We start from the raw sequence: 21768 nt of genomic DNA, 5'->3' as shown, positions 1-21768 counted from the left end.
ACAGAACAATTGATAAACATCATATACAGCATTAGGAGTACGGGAGGGAAGTATATGACGGAAAAAGTTAAAAATGTGTTGCTGCCGCTGTGCTTTGGGATATTAATTATCGCCATATGGCAATTAGGATTTATTCATGCTGCTTTAGGGTTTAAGCCTTTTCAGCTGCCGGTGCCATCGCAAATTGTTATTACTTTGCGTGACAATTTTGCAAAAACTATGTTTGATACAGTTATTACAGTCTCAGCTGCATTAACGGGACTTATCCTTGGATGTGCAATCGGATTTTTGATTGCTGTCATAGCTACTATGTTCCCTAAATGGGGTTATTCGGTTCTTAGTATAATAGCAGCCGTCAATGCAATTCCCATTGTTGCATTATCTCCTATTATGAATCGATGGTTTACTGACGGTTTTTCACAAAAGGTAGGAGTAGTAACTGTCGTATGCTTGGCTGCCATGTCAATTAATGCATACCGGGGACTGAACGATTTAAGGCCCTTTGCAAAGGACTTGCTGGAGTCTTATGCGGCATCAGGGAGAGTTATTTTCTTAAAGCTCCGTTTACCCAATTGCCTTCCCAGTGTGTTTACGGCACTGAAAATCAACGTGGCTGCGGCAGTTATGGCGGCTATGATAAGTGAATATTTTTCGGCATCTACATCAGGAATTGGGTTCGGAATCAAGGACAATTTAAGAAAGGGCATCATGGCAAAGGGCTGGTCCTACATAGTGGTGGCGGCAGTTGTGGGAATTATCCTCTATCTGATAGTCATGATGATAGAACGCAGGGTTATAAAATGGCATGCTTCACAAAGATAAATTATATAAAAATAAAAAGGGGGAGCTAAAATGAAAAAGAAAATAGCAGTTTTATTATTAAGTCTGCTGATGATTGTATCAACTCTGGCAGGCTGCGGCGGTTCACAGCAGGGAGGTACACCTACAGCAGCACCTACGGCCGCGCCCACAGCAGAACCGACTAAAAGTGCAGAGCTTAAAAAGGTAAGGCTTCAATTAAAATGGCTTCCGCAGTCACAGTTTATGGGTTATTATGTGGCAAAGGATAAAGGATATTTTGAAGCTGAAGGCCTTGATGTTGAAATTCTTCCTGGTGGAAGTGATATCATTCCTGAACAGAATGTGTACAATGGAGCAGCTGATATCGGTGTTACCTGGGTATCAAGCTTAATAACCTATCAGACTCAGGGCTATGAGCTTGTGAATGTCGCCCAGATATTCCAGAAATCCGGTTTGCTTTTGACTGCAAAAAAATCCTCAGGTATTGCCAGCCCTGCAGATTTGAAGGGCAAAAAGGTTGCCAACTGGTTTGGCGGCAATGAATATGAAGTGCTTGCATTATTGGAGAAGTATACCTTAGATAAGGACAAGGATCTTGAGCTTGTTCAGCAGGATTATACAATGGATCAGTTAATAGGAGATACTGTTCATGCAGCTTCTGCTATGACTTACAATGAGTTCGGCCTGGTGCTGGAGAGCGGCATTAAGGAAGAGGATTTGGTTGTAATAGATATGAATGACGAAGATGTTGCCATGCTTGAGGACTGTCTCTTTGTAAACGCCGATTGGGCAGCCCAAAATAAAGATGTATTGGTGGGTTTCTTAAGAGCTTCCATAAAGGGATGGGCAGAGGCATGCAAAGATCCGGAAGCGGCAGGAGAGCTTGTGTATAATGTGGATAAATCAGTATCAAAAGACCATCAGGTTTATATGGCTAAAGAAGTTGCAAAGCTTGTAACTCCGGATGGATTTGATGCATCAAAAATCGGACAAATTGACATGGCTGCCGTTAAACAGACAGCAGACTTCTTAAAACTTTATAATAAGGATTTGACCAGCACTCCGGTAGTTGATGAAACAACATTCAATCCAGCCTACTGGAATGAAGCGACAAAATAATATTAAGACTTGATTCAGATGGGGGCAACTTCATCTGAATCTTAATTTAAACAAAGAAATAATATGAGAGGAGAATTGGTATGGATTTGATAATAAAGAACGGGACTATTGTTACAAGTACAGAATCCTATATGGCAGATATTGCTGTTAAAGATGGGAAAATAGCTGCAATCGGGAGTGGATTTCCGGAAATTGGAGCCGAGGTAGTGGATGCCAAAGGCATGCTGGTGCTGCCCGGTGCGATAGATGCCCATACTCATTTAGCCATGCCTTTTGGCGGAACTATCTCTGCGGACAGTTATCTCTCAGGGACAAGAGCTGCGGCCTGCGGCGGTGTTACAACGGTTTTCGATTATCCGATGCAAAGAAAAGGAAAGGGGATACTGGAAACTGTTGAAGAAAGAAAAGGAATGTGTGACCCTGAAGCCTGTGTTGATTATGCCTTCCACTGCATCATAACTGATTTAAACGACGGGACTATCCTTGATGAATTTGAAGCAGCGGTGGATAACGGAATTACCAGCTTCAAATGCTTTTTGGTGTATAAAAAAGAAAGAATGATGGTTGATGATGCCACTCTGGTGAAGATAATGCTAAAGGCAAAGGAAGTCGGTGCCATAACCAATCTTCATGCTGAAAATCCGGATTTAATCGATTTAAATATAGAGCAATTCTTGAAAGAGGGAAAGACTTCAGCCTGGTACCATTATTTGAGCAGGCCGGAATATGTGGAGGCGGAGGCGGATAAGAGGGCGGTTCATCTTGCAAAATCCATCAACGCACCCCTTTATATAGTCCATATGGCAGATAAAGAAGGGTTGGAAGCTGCTGTTGCAGCAAAGATGGATGGTCATGATATCCTCATTGAAACCTGCCCCCAATATCTTGAGTTTACCAGCGATGTTTATAAGAGAGAAGACGGAAGAAATTTCGTGTGTTCGCCGCCTATTAAAGGCCAGGAGAGCCAGGATGCGCTCTGGAAGGCCATTAAGGTGGGAACCATCGACACCGTTGCCACAGACCACTGCCCTTTTCAGAGCTATGAAAAAGACTGGGGCAAGGAGGACTTTACGAAGATTCCAAATGGCTGTGCCGGAATCGAGAACCTGTACCCTTATATGCTTTCAGCAGCAAATGAAGGAAAAATCAGCTTTAACCGTGCAGTAGAGTTATGCTCCTCCAACCCTGCAAAAATATTTGGATGTACACAGAAGGGATCATTAACTGTGGGAAAGGATGCGGATATTGTGATTTATGATCCCAACAAGGATTTTACGATCTCAGTTGATAACATGCATTCAGATTATGATCACACCATATGGGAAGGAAAAACCCTACATGGATATCCGATAAAAACTTTTGTTCGGGGGAATTTAGTATACGATAACGGAGATTTTGTAGGAAAACCGGGACTTGGGCAATTTGTCAAAAGGGAAAGACGCAAATAGAACAGTCAGGAGGCGTGAATATGAGCAGTTTATTATATAAAGAAATTTCGACTAAAGAAGATGCAGCGGCTTGTTTACTATGTCATGATGCACCTTGTACAAAGGCATGTCCTCATGAAATTAAGGTTGATACCATCATTCGTTCCCTGAGATTTGAAAACAAGGCTGGAGCAGTCAATAAGCTGCCCCATCTCCTGCCTTGTGAAAATTGTGACGCAAAGCCTTGCGAAAAATCATGCCTGAAAAGCAATATTAATCAAGCAGTACCAATTGACAGAATAATGAAAGCAATGTCAGCTGAACAAAAAATAAAAGAATCAGAGGTTGATTTATCCATAGAGTTTTGCGGAATTAAGTGCGAAAATCCATTTTTCCTTTCTTCCTCTGTAGTGGGAAGCAATTATGAAATGGTGGCAAAGGCTTTTGATATGGGATGGGCAGGAGTTACTTTTAAAACTATCGGCACCTTTGTACCTGAAGAGGTTTCACCGAGGTTTGCTGCTCTGAGCAAAGAAAGCCTGCCTTTTGTAGGTTTTAAAAATATAGAACAGATTTCAGAACATACCTTGGAAGAAAATATTAACTTTTTAAAACAGCTGAAAAAAGACTACCCAGGTAAAATCATCATAGCATCAATCATGGGACAAAATGAAGAAGAATGGATGAAACTTGCTGAGCTTATGACAGAAGCCGGAGCGGATATTATTGAGTGTAATTTTTCCTGTCCTCACATGTCAATTGATGGGGTGGGTTCTGATGTAGGACAAAATCCCGATCTGGTAACTGCTTATACAAAAGCCACAAGAAAAGGTACCAGGTTGCCAATACTTGCAAAGATGACTCCCAATACAGGGAATATGGAAGTGCAGGCAAAAGCTGCGATGAATGCCGGTGCAACAGGTATTGCAGCTATTAATACCATTAAAAGCATCATGAATGTGAATCTTAAAACCTTTGAATCGGAGCCAAATGTCAAAGGAAAGACCAGCGTCGGGGGATATTCGGGAAAAGCCATAAAGCCGATAGCATTAAGATTCATTCATGATATGAAAAAGTGTGAGGATTTAAAGGATATCCCAATCAGCGGCATGGGCGGAATTGAAACATGGAAGGACGCAGCTGAATTTATGGTTTTAGGCTGCGAAAATGTACAGGTAACCACGTCAATAATGCAGTATGGCTACAGAATAATTGATGATTTAATCGAAGGAATGAAATTCTATCTGAGCACCGAGGGTTATAGAAGTATTTCTGAGATTGTGGGAAAGGCATTGGATAATATTTTGCCCGCTGATAAGCTTGAAAGAGACAGTATTTGTTATCCCAAGTTTGACAGAGAAAAATGCGTTGGCTGCGGCAGATGTTTTTTATCCTGCTATGATGGCGGCCATCAGGCAATAAAAGTTGATGAAAGCTCGAAAAAGCCTGTCTTGCAGGCCAAAAATTGCGTCGGTTGTCTGTTGTGTTCTTTAGTATGCCCTATTGATGCCATATCGCCGAGAAAGAGAGTTAAAAAAGCTCAGTAAAATTAAGTAAAGGGGGGAATTGATATGTTAACCTGCAATAAGGAAAGATTGGAAGATAAAATAAAAACTTTCAGTAAATTTGGAGATACCGGAAAGGGTGGGATCACAAGATTATCGCTATCACCTGCAGCAATAGATGCCAGAAAAGAGTTTTGCAGAAGGTGCCAAGCTCTTGGTATGGATATAAAAATAGATGATATGGCTAATATTTATGCCACAATTCCCGGAGAAGAGGAACTGCCTTGTATAATGTCAGGATCCCATGTTGATTCTGTCAAGCAGGGAGGAAATTATGACGGTATTTTAGGGGTGCTTACGGCTTTGGAAGCGGCAGAAACTATTATTACGGAGAAAATACCCCACAGGCACCCTATTACTGTTGTTATATGGACGAATGAGGAAGGTGCACGCTTTGAGCCTGCAATGATGTCCTCAGGTGTAATAACAGGTAAATTTGATAAAGATGTTATGTTAGCCTCCAAGGATACAGAGGGAATTACATTTAAAGAAGCGTTGGAAACAAGCGGATATATGGGATCGGAGGAGAACAGAACCTCAGCTGAAAAATGTAAGGCTTTAGTGGAATTGCATATAGAACAAGGTCCGGTATTGGAAAATGAAAAAATTGATATAGGTGTTGTCGAAGGTGTTTGCGGCATGGTAAATTATGAATTCACATTTATAGGCCAGGCCGACCATGCAGGAACAACACCCATGAAATACAGAAAAGATGCGCTGTATTCAGCTGTAAAGACTATTCAATATCTTCATGATGAGCTTGATAAGCTGGACAGTAAGCTGGTTTATACTACAGGAAAGATTTCAGCTCATCCAAATATTCACACCATTATTCCTGATTTAGTTAAGTTCACGTTGGATGCAAGACACCAGGATCCAGAGGTGATAAAACAGGTTCTTGACATTATCAAAGCTATTCCGGAAGTTGTTGAAAAATGTGAAGCAAGCTATAAGGAAGCCTGGTCACGCAAAACTGTCAGATTCAACCCTGAGCTTGTCAGCTGTATTGAAAAGAATGCAAAAGAGTATGGATATACAACAAAAAAAATGTACAGCGGACCGGGTCATGATGCTCAATATCTGGCAGATATTATTCCGACGACAATGATATTTGTCCCAAGTGAAAGAGGGCACAGTCATTGTGAAAAAGAATTTACCCCTATTGATAATTGCTTAAAAGGTGTAAACGTATTATTGCAGACAATTTTAGATATTGATAAAACTATATAATAAAGATTTAATTATAGGTTGCCGGTAATTGAATATATTATATGAAATATACGGTTACATACCTCTGCCAAAACAAGGAAATATCCTGTTTTGGCAGAGTCTTTTTGTTATGGCTGTATCAGAGGAGGAACTGTTTTTTATTATCAAAACAGCAACTTGCATTTAACAATGGCTTAACCAGTATTTAACATAAAATTAACATAAATAATGTAATCTTAATATGTTTGTTAGAAAAATGAAAACCATTATATTCAGTAGCTTATACAGGACTTTCAACTATGTATTTAGCTGTCTTTGGAAACCTTTTATTATATGAGTGAGGTAATTAATGGATGATCAAATGTTAAATTTTGAACAACGAGTTAAAATAAGAGCGCAAGCGGTGAACCTTTACTATGGTACGTTCCAGGCTTTGAGGAATGTTACCATGGATATTCAAGAATGTGCTATTACAGCTATAATTGGTCCATCAGGCTGCGGTAAATCCACTCTTCTGCGTCTTTTTAACCGCATGAATGACCTGATACCCGGAGTCAGGGTAGAAGGAAAGATACTGTTGGACAGCGTACCTATCTATGAAAAGAACACGGATGTTGCCGCACTTAAAAAGAGGGTGGGCATGGTTTTTCAGAAGCCTAACATCTTTCCCATGTCTGTGTATGACAATATTGTTTTTGGCCCAAGGCATCATGGAATAAAACGCACGGCCGAACTTGAAGGTATAATGGAGCGGAGCTTACGCCAGGTGGCTCTGTGGGAAGAAGTTAAGGATAATCTTAAAAAACCTGCCTTTGATCTTTCTCCCGGTCAGCAGCAGCGCCTTTGTATTGCCCGTGCACTGGCTGTGGAGCCCGAGGTCATATTGATGGACGAATCATGCAGCGCCCTTGATCCGGAATCTACAATGAAAATTGAAGAGTTAATGCACAATCTGGCCCAAAGTTACACAATTGTTATTGTTACTCACAACATGGAACAAGCAGCACGAGTATCTGACATGACCGCATTTATGATGATGGAGCCGGATAGGGCGGGAGTATTGGTGGAATATGCTCCCACTTCTCAGATATTTACCAATCCTAAAGACAAACGCACCGAGGACTATATTACAGGCCGGTTTGGATAAAAGTTTTTAAGCGGCGTAACTGATAGGAGAAAGCAGTTTTTTAAAATTATGAAATGGAGGAAATTAAGCGTTAAAAATTGACCCGATGATGAATTTAATGCTTGATTTTGGTGTGAAAAATATGAGAGAAAGACCTATAAGACCAATCAGCACAGCTGCCGGTACAGTGATATTGATTCTTTCCATAAGCTTAATGCTAGCTTGCAGCCACATGACCCAGGCTGGCATGATTGTTGCCGGCTCAACTTCTGTACAGCCTTATGTTGAGATTTTAGCTGAAGAGTACATGGTCCTGTACCCCGATGCCGAGGTTGACATCCAAGGCGGAGGATCTTCGGCCGGTATTACGGCAGCCCAGTCTGGTACTGCCGATATAGGCATGTCCTCACGTGCATTGAATGACGAGGAGAAAAGCCTGTGGTATGTTGAAATCGCCAAGGACGGATTAGCAGTAATAGTGAACCCTGGCAACCCAATTCAAAATCTCTCATTAGAACAGATACGCGGTATCTATTCAGCCACGATCACCGATTGGAGCCAAGTGGGGGGAGTGAATTCAAGGATTCATATAATTACCCGTGAAGAAGGCTCAGGAACAAGAAGCGCCTTCGAGGAACTTGTGATGAACAAGTCTGAAATAACTCCGAAAGCCATAGTTCAGGATTCTAATGGAGCAGTACGGCAACTGGTTGCAGATGACCCTAATGCTATAGGTTTCATTTCTTTGGGCCTGGTAAATGAGAGAGTGAAAGCATTACATCTGGAAGATGTTGCGGCGACACGGGAAAATATAATGAATGGAAGCTACAGTTTGTCCAGACCATTTTTGTATATCACCAACGGCCAGCCTACGGGGTCAGCCAAGCAGTTTATAGATTTTAGCCTTTCTCCGGAAGGGCAGAAACTGCTGAGTGATGAGGGGCTCATTACCTCAGCAGAGGGGACGGAAAAATGAAGAATTTTAAAGAAAAATTATCTGAACGCGTATTTCTTGTGATTGCCCTTTCAGCCCTGTCGGTGCTGGCACTCATAACTGTGTTTATATTTGTCAAAGGGTTACCTATTATACTGAAGGTTGGTGTCTTCAACTTTATTTTTGGTATGAAGTGGGCTCCCAGCCAGGGTGCTTTTGGTATTTTCCCCATGATTGTCGGTTCAGTGTCAGTGACTCTGGGAGCAATAATCTTAGGAGTTCCCATTGCAATTTGCTGCAGCATTTTTTTAGCTGAGTTTACCCCTGCATCACTCCGAAACATATTCAGACCAGCCATTCAGCTGCTGGCCGGCATACCTTCAGTGGTATATGGATTTTGGGGAGTGGTATTTATTGTGCCTGCCATACGGAATTATCTGGGTGGACCAGGGCTGAGCATATTGGCTGGTTCCATCATTCTGGCCATCATGATCTTGCCGACAATAATCAGTATCTCTGAAGTTTCCATACTCGCCCTGCCCCGTCAATATAAAGAGGGGGCTCTTGCTTTAGGACTGACACATTGGCAAACTATATGTTCATTGCTGTTACCTGCGGCCAAGTCGGGAATAGTTGCCGCCATAATCTTAGGGATAGGCCGTGCAATTGGGGAGACGATGGCAGTTATTATGGTTTTAGGCAATGCCGTTGCCATCCCCGAGTCCATTCTTGACCCCGTCAGGACATTGACCACGAATATAGGTATTGAGATGGGATATGCATCAGGTGAGCACCAACAGGCGCTTTTCTCAACAGGTATTGTGTTGTTTATTATAATTATGATTTTGAATGCTGTTGCCCAGTACATCACTAGAAAGAAATGAGGTTACTATGAAAGTTAACTCACGAATCATCCAAAAGATAGCCAAATTTTTGATTTGGTCGGCTGCTCTTCTTGTCATACTGATTCTTATGGCCATAGTCATTTATATACTTTTAAAAGGCATACCTATGCTCAGCTGGCAATTTTTAACGGAGATTCCGAGGAATATGGGCCGCTCCGGCGGTATTTCCTCTTCAATTGTCGGAACGTTGCTGGTGACCGCGGTTGCAGTCATTGTAGCAACGCCCTTCGGAATTGGTACAGCTTTCTATCTCACGGAGTACACCCATGAGAGCAGAGTCACCCGTATTATACGCTTCAGCGCTGAATCATTAGCAGGAATACCCTCTATTGTATACGGACTTTTTGGTTTTATTTTCTTTGTAATTTACCTCAAATTGGGGTGGTCTATTTTATCCGGAGGACTGACCATGGCTATAATGATTCTGCCTACTATAATCCGTACATCAGAAGAAGCAATCCGTACTGTACCGAACCTATACCGTGAGGTAGGATTTTCTCTGGGAGCCACCAAATGGCAGACAATAATCTGGACGGTACTCCCATCGGCACTCCCGGGTATAGCCAATGGCATCATTTTGAGCATAGGCCGATGTGTCGCCGAGACGGCTGCCGTTATATTGACAGCCGGCTCAGCCTTGCGTATGCCCACATCCATCTTCTCAACGACCCGGACAATGGCGGTACATTTTTATATACTGGCGCGGGAGGGAATATCCATGGAGAATGCCTATGGCACTGCAGCACTTTTAATCATTATTATTTTTCTGATTAATGTCGTTTTCAATATGATGGTCAATAGATTCGTAGCCAAAGGCCGTTAAGAGGTGAAAGATGATTCAGCAATTTAAGATAATTATAAAAGGGTTAAACTTCTATTATAAAGAACGCCAGGTTATTAAAGAACTCAACTTAGAGATACCAAAGAATGAGATTTTGGCTGTCTTTGGCCCTGCTAACAGCGGTATAACGACTTTGCTCCGCACACTGAACCGTCTCAGTGACCTGACTCCGGGGGCTCGTCCTGAAGGAGAAATACTTCTTGATGGGAAAAACATCTATGCTCCGGATATAAATGTGACAGAATTGCGCCGCAGGGTGGGGATGGTCTTTGATGTACCGACACCTTTACCCATGTCCATATTTGATAATGTGGCTCTGGGACCCAGCATGAGTAAAATGAAAACAAAAAGGGCCATGGCGGAGGAAGTGGAAAAGACCTTGCGTATGGCTGCACTCTGGGATGAAGTCAAGGACAGACTGCACACTCCGGCAGCCAGGTTATCCGGCGGCCAGCAGCAGCGCTTATGTATTGCCCGGGTTTTGGCTCTGGAGCCTGAGGTTATTCTGCTGGATAGACCCTGTTCGGCTCTTGATCCGGTATCAACAGCCAAAATTGAGGAGTCCTTAAGACAGCTTAAGGAGCAATTCACCATTATCATTGCTCCCCATACCGTTCAGCAAGCAGGGCGCATCGCCGACCGGGTTACATTCATGCTGATGGGAAGCCTGATAGAGCAGGGTATTACCGGTGAGGTTTTTTCGCACCCCAAGGATAAAAGAACCAGTGATTACATCACCGGAAGGTTTGGATAAGCATGGCTGAAAAGTTCAACACCTTCATATATAAAAGATGCCATGGGGCTTAACCCCATGGCATCACTTTTTTGTCTATTCTATTCAATATTTTAAATTAAAACTTTTCTTTGCTTAACTTTTCGAGTTCTTTAGTAATTGCTTCATATACGCCAGGATAAACGCTTCCAGGTCCTCCCTGTGTGATACAAGGGAGGAAATAGTGTTTTCCGCATCTTTCAACGGATTTTCTTACTTCTTCAGCAACGCTTTCCTGTGTCCAATCTTCTCTGTCAATCAAGGAGTTGTCTATATCTCCCATGAAGGAAATCTTTCCGCCGTACTTTTTAATTAGCTCAGGAACATTGTTCTTTGAAACACAGCCCTGCCAAATATCAATTCCCATTTCGATCATATGGGGTACCAAATTAGCAGCGAAAGAATCGCTGTGATGTACGATAAGTTCTACTCCGTTTGCTTTATAGAATCCATAGATCTTTTTGTAAGCAGGCACGATAAATTCTTCAAACATGTCAGGTGCCATGAAGGAATTTATGGAGCTGCCCCAATCGTCATGATGGAAGATACAGTCGGGTTTGTAATATTTAACCAGTTCTGCAGCATATCTTAATTCATATTCTGTTAGATAATCAATAAGTGCATGCATTTCTTCCGGTTCTTCATAGAAGTTAAGAAGACAATCATCCATACCCATTAAATGATGGCACTGCTCGAATATACCTGGAGCAACAAAGGCTGTAGCAAATACTTCGTTACGGTCAATGGCCCTTACTTTAGGCAAAAATGGTTCCCATGCTTCCGGGGGGAAATCTGTCTTTGGAGCTTTAACAACTTCTCTCCATTTTGTGATATCTTTTATAACTTTGTGTTCCGCATCATGTACTGGGAATGCTCCGGGTACACCTGCAGGCCAAGCATTAGTAACGCCCCAAGCATTCTTTTTAGGTGGTCCGCCTGGCATTGGGCGCTCTCCCTGGGCTGAAATAGGATCTCCCATAATCATGCCGTAAATTGCATCAGTACACACAAAAGCTTCATACTGATTGACAAAACGGTCAGGGTTTCCGCCTTTGATTGTTTCTAAAAGATTCTGCCTTTTCGTTAACATAAGTACCTCCTTAATACTTGAATTAATATTGTTTCAAGGTTTATTATGCTGTCGTATAAACAATATTATCCATAAAACCTCTTATGATAAGCATACTAAAAAATAACTCCACATGTCAATATAACTCGAAAGGCAAAGAGCAAAGATAACTGAGATGTCTTGACCAAGCGGAATATCAACCTTCATTATATCATTTTGCCTCATATTCAAGTGCTGATAAAGAATTCTTTATAGAAGATAAAAACTCTTCATCCTTTATAAAAGATAAAATTTTAATGGAACTGTAAAGTGCAAAATGAGTTTCAGCATCACTGATATCTATATCAAGTATCTCTTCGATCTTCTTTATACGGTAATCCATTGAGTTTCTATGAATATTGAAAATATGTGCAGCTTTAGAAACATCACGTCCGCAAATAAGATATACATAAAGGGTCTGCATGAATTTTGTATGGTTCACTTTATCATATTCCATTAACTCAAAAATCCATTTGCTGCAAAATTCTTTGAGGTCGGACTGCTCGGCGGCTATATCCAATAAATGGTCAATAGCAAATTCGTCATATATGAACAATAACGCATACTGTTTAAAACGATTGCCAATTTCAATGGCTTTACATGACTGAATATAAAAACGCCTTATTAATGAAATGTCATGAAAACAACGGCTAAGGCCTGCCTGGATTCTATTCTCCTTTAAGAAATCCAAGGCGTTCTCTAAATCCGTTTTATTTAAAGGTTTGTTCTTTTTACGGCTGATCAGGTAGATAAGGTCATTATTATATAGTAATGATTTGCTGTCGGATATTAATAAATCCAATTTGGCTCTATAAAAGGGTAGAGTGTCTGTATCGCCGGCTATCTTCCTGGCTGTAAGAACATATAGGTTTTCTGCCAGGTTTAAATCCAAATATTTTATTCGGTCATGCAAGTATTCTTGATTTACATTTTTAGAATCTAAAAGTTCAGTAATTAAATATTCGTAAATTAAGCCCTTTGAATGATTTAAAAAGCTATCTTTCTGTAACTCGTTGGCAACCAATTTGCTTAATAACTCTATCATCTCTATACTGTTTTCACAAAGTGGGCGTTCATGATCTACAGCACTAACATATCCGATATGTTTTCCGCCAATCTTAACCTTATTAAAAATTGCTTTTTTACCGGTTAAAATATTTAGAATAACTGGATTATCCGCCATCTCAACCTTTCTAAAACTCTCTTTTTTTAAATTATAATCGTCATAAGAACCATATCCTCTTGAAACTAAGCCATTCCATTCATCATCTTTTACGATAATATTTTTACTGTATGAGAGGACTTTATATGCCAGGTTATAAACCATAATGGGATTTCCCAAAACCTCTGCACCGACATCCAGAATATACTGCAAACCTTTTCCGGAAAGCAGAGCATCATATAGCTTCAAAGAACTGTTGTGAAGGCTGTTCTGATTGACTATAAATGTATTTATTTCTTTATATATGTTAGAGATATCTGATGAAGCATCAACAATAATTAAATTGAGATTGCCTTTTGCATCAAAATCTAAATTTATATCATTCAGGCACACTATATTAAGGTGGGATTCAATTGGTATAAGTTTAAGAAGGTCAGAAGCTTTGGTGACGTACAAAAGATTGGATTTGTAATCTTGATCATTACCACTTAACCAGACAACGTTATTAATACTGTCAAAGCCTTCACAGGATAAATATAATTTCGGGTTGTGGCGGCTTAAGTGATCAAATATCATTTTCATACTTATAACCACAGCTTAATCACCTCCTTTATCCAATATTATCCATGCTTAAGTCAGATTTTGTATTAGAAAAAACAAAAAAATACAATGCAATTTTCTGAATTTTTACAAATCCAACAAAATATATTTGTGATAGATTATTTATAAGGGTAAAACAGTTCTAAATAGCTTTTCAAATAGATTTTAAATGATGTGCTTTTCAAAGTAAATAGTTTAAATGTTATTTTTGTAGTTTAAGTACATTTTTTGAAAGATTACCACCTGTAATTCAAATAACCGCAAGCCAAGCCCGTTAAGCCGCTTATCTTATATTTATTTTATATGGCAAGGAGATGAAAAGAATATGTGATGAAATAAAGAATGCCGGAAAGATTGCGGAATTTCACTGCTGCGGCAACTGCAGCACATGGCTTATCGATGAATTTATTGATATAGGTGTGGATATTGTACAGCTGCCCATGCCTAACGATAAATTACTGGAGGCTAAGAAAAAGTATGGAAACCGCCTGGTAATTACCGGAGGATTTGACAGGCGCGGCCCGGCAAGCTATCCCAACGCACCGGAGGCCATTGTCCGGGAGTGGGTTCGAAGCAATTGATGATTATGGCAGAGATGGAGCACTGATCTTCTGGGACGGCGGTATTATCGGACAAAGCGAAGATTCAAAGCAAAAAATTGCTTGGGTATTAGATGAGCTGCACCAATACGGCAGGGAGATTTATCGATAATCATTAACAGGGAGGGGATATAAAGATTATAGAAAATTTAGCATAGTCAAAAGTCTTTAAAACAAATTGTAAACTGTAATTGAGGAGGTTTCATATGCACATTAATACAACAGTACCGGAAAGTTTGAAAAAAGACAAATTTGGTATGGGCATCGGCGGTTTTGGGTATAACCTTGCCGCTGCAGGAATTATGACATATCTTACCCTGTTCTACACGGACAACATGCTTATTTCTGCAGCCAGCGTATCAATGATTCTGTTCGTTTCAAGAATTATTGATGCATGTACGGATCTTTTAGTAGGTACATTGGTTGACAGGACTAAAACAAAATGGGGTAAAGCCCGTCCCTGGCTCTTATGGATGGCAGTACCGGCCGCATTATCCCTGTCGGCAACATATTTTGTTCCCGCCTTTTCTGATACCGGAAGGGTCGTCTATGCATTTATTACTTATAACTTAATGGCTTTCTTCTTCCAAACGGCCATTGCTCTGCCCCTTCAGTCACTTGTCGCACTCATTACTCCCGACCCGAAGCATAGGCTTCATCTAAGCCAGTTATATGGATTCTTTACGACAGCCGGAGCAGTGTTGGTTAACTTCTTTGCCACACCGATTATGCAGGCTTTAGGAGGAGGTTCTCGAGGATATTTCTTATACTTCACAATTACCGGCATTATCGGTTTGTTCCTCATATTGGTTTGCTTCAAGCTGACTACCGAAAGGACTGAAAGCAGTGAAGGACCCATTCAGGAAAAAATTCCCGTTAGTGAAGGCATCAAGATAGTTATGAGAAACAGATACTGGTGGAACGCCTTGGGTATCTACCTTATGACCAGCCTCGTTCCAGCTTGCTGGGCGGCAACAGCATACTATTGCATTTACTGGCTTAATGGCGGTGTTGACGTAGGTGTACTCATGTCAATGCTATGGGGTGGCATTACCGTAGGAATTATACTTTTTGCCCCTGTTTCACAAAAGCTTGGCAAAATGCCTTCTGCTGCAATCGGCCTTGGCATGCAAGCTTTAGGCTCTGTTTTATTGTGGCTTGCCCCCACCTCCATCCCAATGCTGTGGGTTTCAACAGCCTTTCGTTCATTGGGCGTAGGCGGTTTATCCGGTAATATGAATGCTATGCTTGCCGAAGTTGCCGACTACGGCGAATGGAAATTCGGAAAACGTACCGAAGGGCTTGTATACAGCGGGGCAAGCTTCGGCGGTAAAGTAGGCTCTGGTATCGGCGGTGCTGTTGTTGCAGGACTTCTTGCCTGGGGGCAATATGTTCCCAATGCACCCACTCAAGCCCCCCTTGCAATGAATGCCATAAAGATTGCCTTCGTCGGGGCCCCCTTTATCGGTTCATCATTAATCATTATCATGCTTCTTTTCTTCAATGTGGAAAAGAAAATGCCTCAAATAAGAAAAGACCTTGAGGAACGTAAAGCCAAAGCACAAGCACAAACTCTGTAGAATTAAAGTAACATATTTTTTTCCATAAAAAGGCATCCCGTACAGATATTTTAATATCATCCAGGATGCCTTTTATAAGTACCTTTCAAGCAATGCTTGATTTAAGCTGCAAATTATGTTAAAATAATAACAACTAAATTGTAAGTATATTCTTGCAATAAAGTTTAAAATTTGCTGGTACTGACACAAAGATTTTTCTGAGTGAAAGGCAGGCCATCTATAAATTTTTTGTGGATAATTGCGCCTTTCAGGCGTATTTTTTATATACTAGGAAAGTTCTCTTTCCTAGTATATAAAAAACGAGGATTGTAAAGGACAGGACGTCCTTAGTAAAAATGCATTGGCATTTTTACGCCGAAGGGGGACATAGGTCCCCCTGACGGAGTTGCGTAGCAATTTTTTTATCTTAATATGTGGAGTGATGAAATGGAGACAAGAGTTGCAATAATAGGCATTATTGTGGAAAACAGTGACTCGGTTGAAAAATTAAACAGCCTGCTGCATGAGTATGGCAAGTATATCATCGGAAGAATGGGAATTCCTTACCGTCAAAGAAAAATCAATGTTATAAGTATAGCCATTGATGGACCCCAGGATATAATAAGCGCATTATCAGGAAAAATCGGAAAACTGGACGGTATCAGTGCAAAAACCGCATTTTCCAATGTATATACAACCTATGATGAATCATGAAAACATTAATTGACAAGCTTGAAAGATATCGGATTCTTGACCGGGAAGAATTCCTGGAATTACTTGAATGTCCTAGCGATGAAGATGCAAATTACCTGTTCGAGCGGGCCCGTTTTGTAAAGCACAGCGTCTATGGCCATGATGTTTATATGCGTGGACTTATCGAATTCACAAATTACTGTAAAAATGACTGTTATTACTGCGGCATTAGAAAAAGCAATTTAAAAGCCGACAGGTACCGACTGACAAGAGAACAAATACTTGAATGCTGTGCTATGGGTTATGAGCTTGGTTTCCGTACCTTTGTACTTCAGGGTGGCGAAGACATGCATTATAATGATAAAAAAATAACGGATATTGTCCGCTCAATTAAAAAAAATCATCCCGATTGTGCGGTGACCCTTTCCATAGGAGAAAAGAGCTATGAAAGCTATAAGGCGTATTTTGATGCCGGGGCCGACCGTTATCTGCTTCGCCACGAGACTGCAAACAGTGAACACTACAGTAAGCTTCATCCAAAGGCCATGTCCCTTAAGAACCGTAAGGAATGCCTGTTCAACCTGAAAGAGTTAGGCTATGAGGTGGGCTGTGGATTTATGGTGGGCTCTCCCTGCCAGACAAATGAATGCATTATAGATGACCTGTTGTTTATAAAAGAATTGGATCCCCACATGGTTGGGATAGGACCGTATATACCTCATAATGAAACGCCTTTTGCCGATAAAAAGGCAGGGACACTGGAACTGACGCTGTTTTTGCTGGGAATTATACGCCTGATGCTTCCCAATGTTTTGCTTCCATCTACAACAGCCCTTGGCACCATTCATCCCGAAGGGAGGGAAAGAGGCATTTTATCAGGTGCCAATGTTGTAATGCCAAATCTTTCCCCTGTTGACGTCAGGAAAAAGTATATGCTCTATGACAATAAAATCTGTACGGGGGATGAGGCTGCCGAATGCCGCATGTGCCTGCAGAGCCGTATTGAGAATATCGGATATAAATTGGTCGTCTCAAGAGGCGACTATAAAATTTAAATAAAAATAACTGATGGGGAAGAGTCATCTGACCCAAAAGAAAGGAAAATAATTATGTATAATCCAAAATCATTAAAAGCCGTTGAGTTCATTGACCACCAGGAAGTGCTGGAAACCTTGGCCTATGCCGAGAAGAACAAGAGCAATGCTGAATTAATTGATAGTATAATTGAAAAAGCAAGGCTTAAAAAGGGCCTTTCCCACAGAGAAGCTGCAGTGCTGCTTGAGTGCGATATTGAAGAAAAAAACCGGGAAATGTTTGCCCTGGCAAACCAGATTAAAAATGATTTTTATGGAAATCGTATTGTTATGTTTGCACCGCTGTATTTATCCAATTATTGTGTAAACGGCTGTGTCTACTGTCCCTACCACGTAAAAAACAAACACATAGCAAGAAAAAAACTTACTCAGGAGGATATAATCCGGGAGGTCACCGCCCTGCAGGATATGGGTCATAAGCGCCTTGCAATTGAGTCGGGTGAAGATCCGGTGAATAATCCCATAGAGTATATCTTAGAATCAATAAATACCATTTACAGCATTAAGCATAAAAACGGTGCCATACGCCGTGTAAATGTGAATATTGCAGCTACCACCGTAGAAAATTATAAAAAGCTTAAAGATGCGGGCATAGGGACATATATACTTTTCCAGGAGACCTATCATAAAAAAAGCTATGAAAAACTCCACCCTACAGGGCCCAAACACGACTATGCTTATCATACGGAAGCAATGGACCGGGCCATGGAAGGCGGGATAGATGATGTAGGGCTGGGAGTTTTGTTCGGCCTTGAGCTTTACCGGTACGAATTTGCTGGGCTTCTTATGCATGCGGAACACCTTGAAGCTGTCTTTGGAGTGGGACCCCACACCATAAGCGTGCCGAGGATAAAGCATGCGGATGATATTGACCCGGATGTATTCGATAATGGAATTGATGACAATATATTTGCAAAAATAGTTGCCTGTATAAGGATTTCCGTTCCGTATACGGGAATGATCATATCTACGAGGGAAAGCAAGGCCTGTCGAGAGAGGATAATCAGCCTTGGCGTATCCCAGATCAGCGGGGGTTCCAGGACAAGCGTCGGCGGATACTATGAACCGGAACCCGAAGATGAAATTTCAGAGCAATTTGATGTCAGTGATAAAAGGACTCTCGATGAAGTCGTAAGATGGCTCATGGAACTTAAATATGTCCCCAGTTTTTGCACAGCCTGTTACCGGGAAGGCAGGACAGGCGACAGGTTCATGAGCTTTTGTAAAAGCGGGCAGATCCTGAATTTTTGCCATCCCAATGCCCTTATGACCTTGAAGGAATACCTGGAAGACTATGCTTCTTCAGATACAAAAATAATCGGTGAAAATTTGATTGATGCTGAAATCAATAGCATACCCAGTGAAAGAATAAAAGGTATTACTGTTAAAAACCTTGACAGCATTAAAAATGGTAAACGGGACTTCAGGTTTTAAGGGGGGATACTATGGGAATGAATGAAACACCTTCAGGTGAACGCGTACACATAGGTTTTTTCGGTAAAAGAAATGCGGGAAAATCCAGTGTTGTTAATGCTGTTACAGGGCAGGACCTGGCAGTTGTATCCGATATTAAAGGCACCACTACCGACCCTGTATTAAAATCCATGGAACTCCTTCCTATGGGTCCGGTTATGATTATCGATACGCCGGGAATTGATGATGAAGGGACATTAGGAGAACTTAGAATAAGAAAAGCAAGGCAGGTGCTGAACAAGACGGATGTGGCCATACTGGTCGTGGACTCAACCTGCGGGAAAACAGAAGCCGATCATGAGTTAATCAGACTGTTTCAAGAAAAAAATATAAACTATATTGTAGTTTATAATAAATCCGACTTGCTGACAGAAGAAAAGACTGGGTCAGGCAATGAGATATATGTCAGCGCAATAAAAAAGGCGAATATAGAAGAACTGAAGGAAAAAATAGCATCTATGTCTTTGAGAGACGAGCAAAAACTGAAAATCGTCGGCGACTTGATAAGCCCGTCGGATTTTGTTGTACTAGTCACCCCTATAGACAAGGCGGCTCCCAAAGGAAGGCTGATATTGCCCCAGCAGCAGACAATCCGTGATATTCTGGAAGCAGATGCAGCAGCTATTGTCGTCAAGGAATTTGAACTTCGGGAAACCCTTGAAAACCTGGGTAAGAAACCTAAGCTTGTAATTACGGACAGCCAGGTGTTTGCAAAGGCTTCGGCAGATACACCAAAAGATATATTGCTTACATCCTTTTCCATACTCTTCGCCCGGTATAAAGGTTTGCTGGATGAGGCGGTAAAAGGGGCAGCCGCCCTTGAAAAGCTCTGTGACGGTGATATATTGCTTATTTCCGAGGGCTGCACCCATCACAGGCAATGTGACGATATAGGCCGTGTTAAACTGCCCAGGTGGATAAAAAATTACACTGGGAAACAGCTTGATTTTGAATTTACTTCGGGCACTGAATTCCCAGATGATTTATCCAAGTATAAACTCATCGTACACTGCGGAGGATGTATGCTTACGGAAAGAGAAGTAAAGTACCGTCAGAAATGTTCCGTTGACCAGGATGTGCCTATAACCAACTATGGAATTATAATAGCATATATGCAGGGAATTTTAAGGCGCAGCCTTGAAATATTCCCCCATATACTGGCGGAAATTGAAGAGTGACAGATTGATATGAAAGGCCAACCATAGGCATAAGACTAATGAATAATTTCACAAGTGTTTTAAATATTACGGAGTCAAACATTAGTGAAAAGGCTTAGAACTTCACAGTTAAATGAAGGATAAGCCACTAAATATAATTCTCATATGCGCCTCATAAGTCTTATACTAATTTGAGCCGGTGCACAGCGGCAGAATGGAGCTTAATATGCGTATTGAAAAAGACAGGCTTGGTGAAGTACAGCTTGATGATCATATATTGTATGGTATACAAAGCGCACGGGCAAAGGATAATTTTTCGGTCAACTATAAAAAAACCAGCCTGCGGCTTATTTATGCCATAGTAAAAGTCAAAAAAGCAGCTGCCATGACTTATATAAAGCTTGGTGTTGGAAAAGAGGGAGTATACAGGGCAATTACTGATGCCTGTGACATCATTCTTTCCGGACAAGCAGACGGACAGTTTATCGTCGATGCCATGCAGGGCGGGGCGGGCACATCGACAAATATGAATGTAAACGAGGTAATTGCAAACCTGGCTTTGAAATTATCGGGCAAAAACTGCGGTGAATATGATTTTATCCATCCTATTGATGATGTGAACCGGGGCCAGTCCACCAACGACGTATATCCTACGGCGTTGCGTATTGCGGCAATCGAGCTGCTCCGCGATTTAAGCGAAGGATGTGCAAAGCTCCAGCAGTCCTTCCAGAAAAAAGAAAACCAGTTTGATGATATAAAAAAGCTGGGGCGGACCGAGCTTATGGACGCAATTCCAATTACCCTAGGTTCCGAGTTCGGCTCTTATGCCCAGGCTATAGCACGGGACCGGTGGAGGCTTTACAAGGTTGAGGAGCGCCTGCGCCAGGTAAATATCGGAGGAACGGCGGTGGGTACGTCAGCAAATGCCGATCGGAAATACCGTTTTGGAGTCATCGATAAGCTGAGGGAAATGACAAACATAGGACTTGCCGCCGCCGAATATCCCATGGATATTACGCAGAACAATGATGTTTTTGTTGAAGTGTCGGGGCTTTTAAAAGCTCTGGCGGTAAACCTGATGAAAATTTCAAATGATATACGCCTTATGAATTCGGGGCCTGCGGGCGGGATAGGCGAGATTAAACTTGCCCCCATGCAAATGGGGAGTACCATAATGCCGGGCAAGGTAAATCCGGTTATCCCTGAAATGGTGATACAGGCTTCTATGAAGGTAATTGCCAATGATTATGCCATTACGGCCGCTGCTTCTCATGGGGAATTTGAACTTAATGCGTTTTTACCGCTGATAGCAGATTCTTTACTTGAAAGCCTGTCTCTTTTAGAGAGAACCGTTATTATTTTCCGTACAAAATGCGTGGACTTAATAGAAGCCGATAGTGAAAGATGTTTAAAACTCCTCGAAAGCTCTTATGCATTTACGGTGGAATATACACAGAAGCTGGGCTATGACAAAGTCAGCCGTATTATTGAAGAGAATAATGGAAATGTAGACAGCATTAAAAATGCCCTAAAGAACTTTGAAAAATGATACATTTGACCGGAGCTGTTGCATTTTAAACACTGCATTGCTGTGCTTGAGTTCAGCAAGTTCTAAGGTTTCCTG

The 21768-nt window shown here is 41.4% G+C and carries 20 protein-coding genes; 18 read left to right on the top strand and 2 right to left on the bottom strand.

Features of this window, described 5'->3' with window-relative positions; all coding sequences use genetic code 11:
- Positions 1 to 54 precede the first annotated feature (54 nt).
- The 10 genes from OXPF_RS05550 (at position 55) to OXPF_RS05505 (ending at position 10681) form a co-directional block, all read left to right on the top strand.
- Positions 55 to 822 carry an ABC transporter permease gene (locus OXPF_RS05550; RefSeq protein ID WP_054874220.1) on the top strand — a complete coding sequence of 256 codons (768 nt, stop codon included), beginning with the start codon at positions 55 to 57 and terminating at the stop codon, positions 820 to 822.
- Positions 823 to 852: 30 nt separating this feature from the next.
- On the top strand, positions 853 to 1920 hold the full coding sequence (locus OXPF_RS05545; RefSeq protein WP_054874219.1) for an ABC transporter substrate-binding protein: 1068 nt from the start codon (positions 853 to 855) through the stop codon (positions 1918 to 1920).
- An 80-nt stretch (positions 1921 to 2000) separates the two neighbouring features.
- Positions 2001 to 3368, top strand: coding sequence for a dihydropyrimidinase (gene hydA, locus OXPF_RS05540; RefSeq protein WP_054874218.1), 1368 nt, complete (start codon positions 2001 to 2003; stop codon positions 3366 to 3368).
- A gap of 20 nt (positions 3369 to 3388) precedes the next feature.
- On the top strand, positions 3389 to 4894 hold the full coding sequence (gene preA, locus OXPF_RS05535) for an NAD-dependent dihydropyrimidine dehydrogenase subunit PreA (protein ID WP_054874217.1): 1506 nt from the start codon (positions 3389 to 3391) through the stop codon (positions 4892 to 4894).
- A gap of 24 nt (positions 4895 to 4918) precedes the next feature.
- Positions 4919 to 6142 carry a Zn-dependent hydrolase gene (locus OXPF_RS05530; RefSeq protein ID WP_054874216.1) on the top strand — a complete coding sequence of 408 codons (1224 nt, stop codon included), beginning with the start codon at positions 4919 to 4921 and terminating at the stop codon, positions 6140 to 6142.
- 328 nt (positions 6143 to 6470) lie between these two features.
- A complete protein-coding gene (pstB, locus tag OXPF_RS05525; RefSeq protein ID WP_083479707.1) occupies positions 6471 to 7268 on the top strand; it encodes a phosphate ABC transporter ATP-binding protein PstB in 798 nt (265 codons plus the stop codon).
- 85 nt (positions 7269 to 7353) lie between these two features.
- Positions 7354 to 8223, top strand: coding sequence for a phosphate ABC transporter substrate-binding protein (locus OXPF_RS05520; RefSeq protein WP_242854329.1), 870 nt, complete (start codon positions 7354 to 7356; stop codon positions 8221 to 8223).
- Complete coding sequence (gene pstC / locus OXPF_RS05515) at positions 8220 to 9065, top strand: phosphate ABC transporter permease subunit PstC (protein ID WP_054874215.1); 846 nt, start codon at positions 8220 to 8222, stop codon at positions 9063 to 9065. Before OXPF_RS05520 ends, pstC begins: the two co-directional genes overlap by 4 nt.
- A gap of 7 nt (positions 9066 to 9072) precedes the next feature.
- Complete coding sequence (pstA, locus tag OXPF_RS05510) at positions 9073 to 9909, top strand: phosphate ABC transporter permease PstA (RefSeq protein WP_054874214.1); 837 nt, start codon at positions 9073 to 9075, stop codon at positions 9907 to 9909.
- Between the two features lie 10 nt (positions 9910 to 9919).
- Positions 9920 to 10681, top strand: a complete 762-nt coding sequence (locus OXPF_RS05505; RefSeq protein ID WP_054874213.1) for a phosphate ABC transporter ATP-binding protein — start codon at positions 9920 to 9922, stop codon at positions 10679 to 10681.
- Between the two features lie 97 nt (positions 10682 to 10778).
- Here OXPF_RS05505 and OXPF_RS05500 read toward each other — a convergent pair whose 3' ends face one another.
- Complete coding sequence (locus OXPF_RS05500; protein ID WP_054874212.1) at positions 10779 to 11789, bottom strand: uroporphyrinogen decarboxylase family protein; 1011 nt, start codon at positions 11787 to 11789, stop codon at positions 10779 to 10781.
- 190 nt (positions 11790 to 11979) lie between these two features.
- Entirely contained in the window at positions 11980 to 13551 is a 1572-nt protein-coding gene (locus OXPF_RS05495) for a PucR family transcriptional regulator (protein ID WP_160317159.1), read from the bottom strand.
- A 332-nt stretch (positions 13552 to 13883) separates the two neighbouring features.
- Between OXPF_RS05495 and OXPF_RS05490 the strand changes: the two genes are divergently transcribed.
- The 8 genes from OXPF_RS05490 (at position 13884) to OXPF_RS05460 (ending at position 21693) form a co-directional block, all read left to right on the top strand.
- On the top strand, positions 13884 to 14150 hold the full coding sequence (locus OXPF_RS05490) for a hypothetical protein (RefSeq protein WP_054874210.1): 267 nt from the start codon (positions 13884 to 13886) through the stop codon (positions 14148 to 14150).
- Positions 14122 to 14280: a hypothetical protein gene (locus OXPF_RS22370; protein WP_160317158.1), complete on the top strand. Its 159-nt coding sequence runs from the start codon at positions 14122 to 14124 to the stop codon at positions 14278 to 14280. Before OXPF_RS05490 ends, OXPF_RS22370 begins: the two co-directional genes overlap by 29 nt.
- Before the next feature lie 94 nt (positions 14281 to 14374).
- On the top strand, positions 14375 to 15748 hold the full coding sequence (locus tag OXPF_RS05485) for an MFS transporter (RefSeq protein WP_054874209.1): 1374 nt from the start codon (positions 14375 to 14377) through the stop codon (positions 15746 to 15748).
- A 426-nt stretch (positions 15749 to 16174) separates the two neighbouring features.
- Entirely contained in the window at positions 16175 to 16441 is a 267-nt protein-coding gene (locus tag OXPF_RS05480) for a TM1266 family iron-only hydrogenase system putative regulator (protein ID WP_054874208.1), read from the top strand.
- Entirely contained in the window at positions 16438 to 17475 is a 1038-nt protein-coding gene (gene hydE, locus OXPF_RS05475; protein WP_054874207.1) for a [FeFe] hydrogenase H-cluster radical SAM maturase HydE, read from the top strand. The genes OXPF_RS05480 and hydE overlap by 4 nt, the downstream gene beginning before the upstream one ends.
- A 54-nt stretch (positions 17476 to 17529) precedes the next feature.
- The gene (gene hydG / locus OXPF_RS05470) at positions 17530 to 18948 is read left to right on the top strand and encodes a [FeFe] hydrogenase H-cluster radical SAM maturase HydG (protein ID WP_054874206.1); all 1419 of its coding nucleotides are present in this window, start codon (positions 17530 to 17532) and stop codon (positions 18946 to 18948) included.
- Between the two features lie 11 nt (positions 18949 to 18959).
- Positions 18960 to 20165 (top strand): [FeFe] hydrogenase H-cluster maturation GTPase HydF, encoded by a 1206-nt coding sequence (gene hydF, locus OXPF_RS05465; RefSeq protein ID WP_054874205.1) that lies wholly within the window; start codon positions 18960 to 18962, stop codon positions 20163 to 20165.
- 205 nt (positions 20166 to 20370) lie between these two features.
- On the top strand, positions 20371 to 21693 hold the full coding sequence (locus OXPF_RS05460; RefSeq protein WP_201779676.1) for an aspartate ammonia-lyase: 1323 nt from the start codon (positions 20371 to 20373) through the stop codon (positions 21691 to 21693).
- The last annotated feature ends 75 nt before the right edge of the window (positions 21694 to 21768 follow it).

Origin of the sequence: Oxobacter pfennigii (genome assembly GCF_001317355.1) — a bacterium.
GTDB classification, from domain to species: Bacteria; Bacillota; Clostridia; order Clostridiales; family Oxobacteraceae; genus Oxobacter; species Oxobacter pfennigii.
Note: the sequence above shows the minus strand (reverse complement) of the source record. Positions and strands in the feature narration are given on the sequence as shown.

Bases quoted from the DNA above. Each gene is read 5' to 3' on its own strand.
- OXPF_RS05550 (WP_054874220.1), top strand. From the start codon at position 55: ATGACGGAAAAAGTTAAAAATGTGTTGCTGCCGCTGTGCTTTGGGATA.
- OXPF_RS05545 (WP_054874219.1), top strand. From the start codon at position 853: ATGAAAAAGAAAATAGCAGTTTTATTATTAAGTCTGCTGATGATTGTA.
- hydA (WP_054874218.1), top strand. From the start codon at position 2,001: ATGGATTTGATAATAAAGAACGGGACTATTGTTACAAGTACAGAATCC.
- preA (WP_054874217.1), top strand. From the start codon at position 3,389: ATGAGCAGTTTATTATATAAAGAAATTTCGACTAAAGAAGATGCAGCG.
- OXPF_RS05530 (WP_054874216.1), top strand. From the start codon at position 4,919: ATGTTAACCTGCAATAAGGAAAGATTGGAAGATAAAATAAAAACTTTC.
- pstB (WP_083479707.1), top strand. From the start codon at position 6,471: ATGGATGATCAAATGTTAAATTTTGAACAACGAGTTAAAATAAGAGCG.
- OXPF_RS05520 (WP_242854329.1), top strand. From the start codon at position 7,354: ATGATGAATTTAATGCTTGATTTTGGTGTGAAAAATATGAGAGAAAGA.
- pstC (WP_054874215.1), top strand. From the start codon at position 8,220: ATGAAGAATTTTAAAGAAAAATTATCTGAACGCGTATTTCTTGTGATT.
- pstA (WP_054874214.1), top strand. From the start codon at position 9,073: ATGAAAGTTAACTCACGAATCATCCAAAAGATAGCCAAATTTTTGATT.
- OXPF_RS05505 (WP_054874213.1), top strand. From the start codon at position 9,920: ATGATTCAGCAATTTAAGATAATTATAAAAGGGTTAAACTTCTATTAT.
- OXPF_RS05500 (WP_054874212.1), bottom strand. From the start codon at position 11,789: ATGTTAACGAAAAGGCAGAATCTTTTAGAAACAATCAAAGGCGGAAAC.
- OXPF_RS05495 (WP_160317159.1), bottom strand. From the start codon at position 13,551: ATGAAAATGATATTTGATCACTTAAGCCGCCACAACCCGAAATTATAT.
- OXPF_RS05490 (WP_054874210.1), top strand. From the start codon at position 13,884: ATGAAAAGAATATGTGATGAAATAAAGAATGCCGGAAAGATTGCGGAA.
- OXPF_RS05485 (WP_054874209.1), top strand. From the start codon at position 14,375: ATGCACATTAATACAACAGTACCGGAAAGTTTGAAAAAAGACAAATTT.
- OXPF_RS05480 (WP_054874208.1), top strand. From the start codon at position 16,175: ATGGAGACAAGAGTTGCAATAATAGGCATTATTGTGGAAAACAGTGAC.
- hydE (WP_054874207.1), top strand. From the start codon at position 16,438: ATGAAAACATTAATTGACAAGCTTGAAAGATATCGGATTCTTGACCGG.
- hydG (WP_054874206.1), top strand. From the start codon at position 17,530: ATGTATAATCCAAAATCATTAAAAGCCGTTGAGTTCATTGACCACCAG.
- hydF (WP_054874205.1), top strand. From the start codon at position 18,960: ATGGGAATGAATGAAACACCTTCAGGTGAACGCGTACACATAGGTTTT.
- OXPF_RS05460 (WP_201779676.1), top strand. From the start codon at position 20,371: ATGCGTATTGAAAAAGACAGGCTTGGTGAAGTACAGCTTGATGATCAT.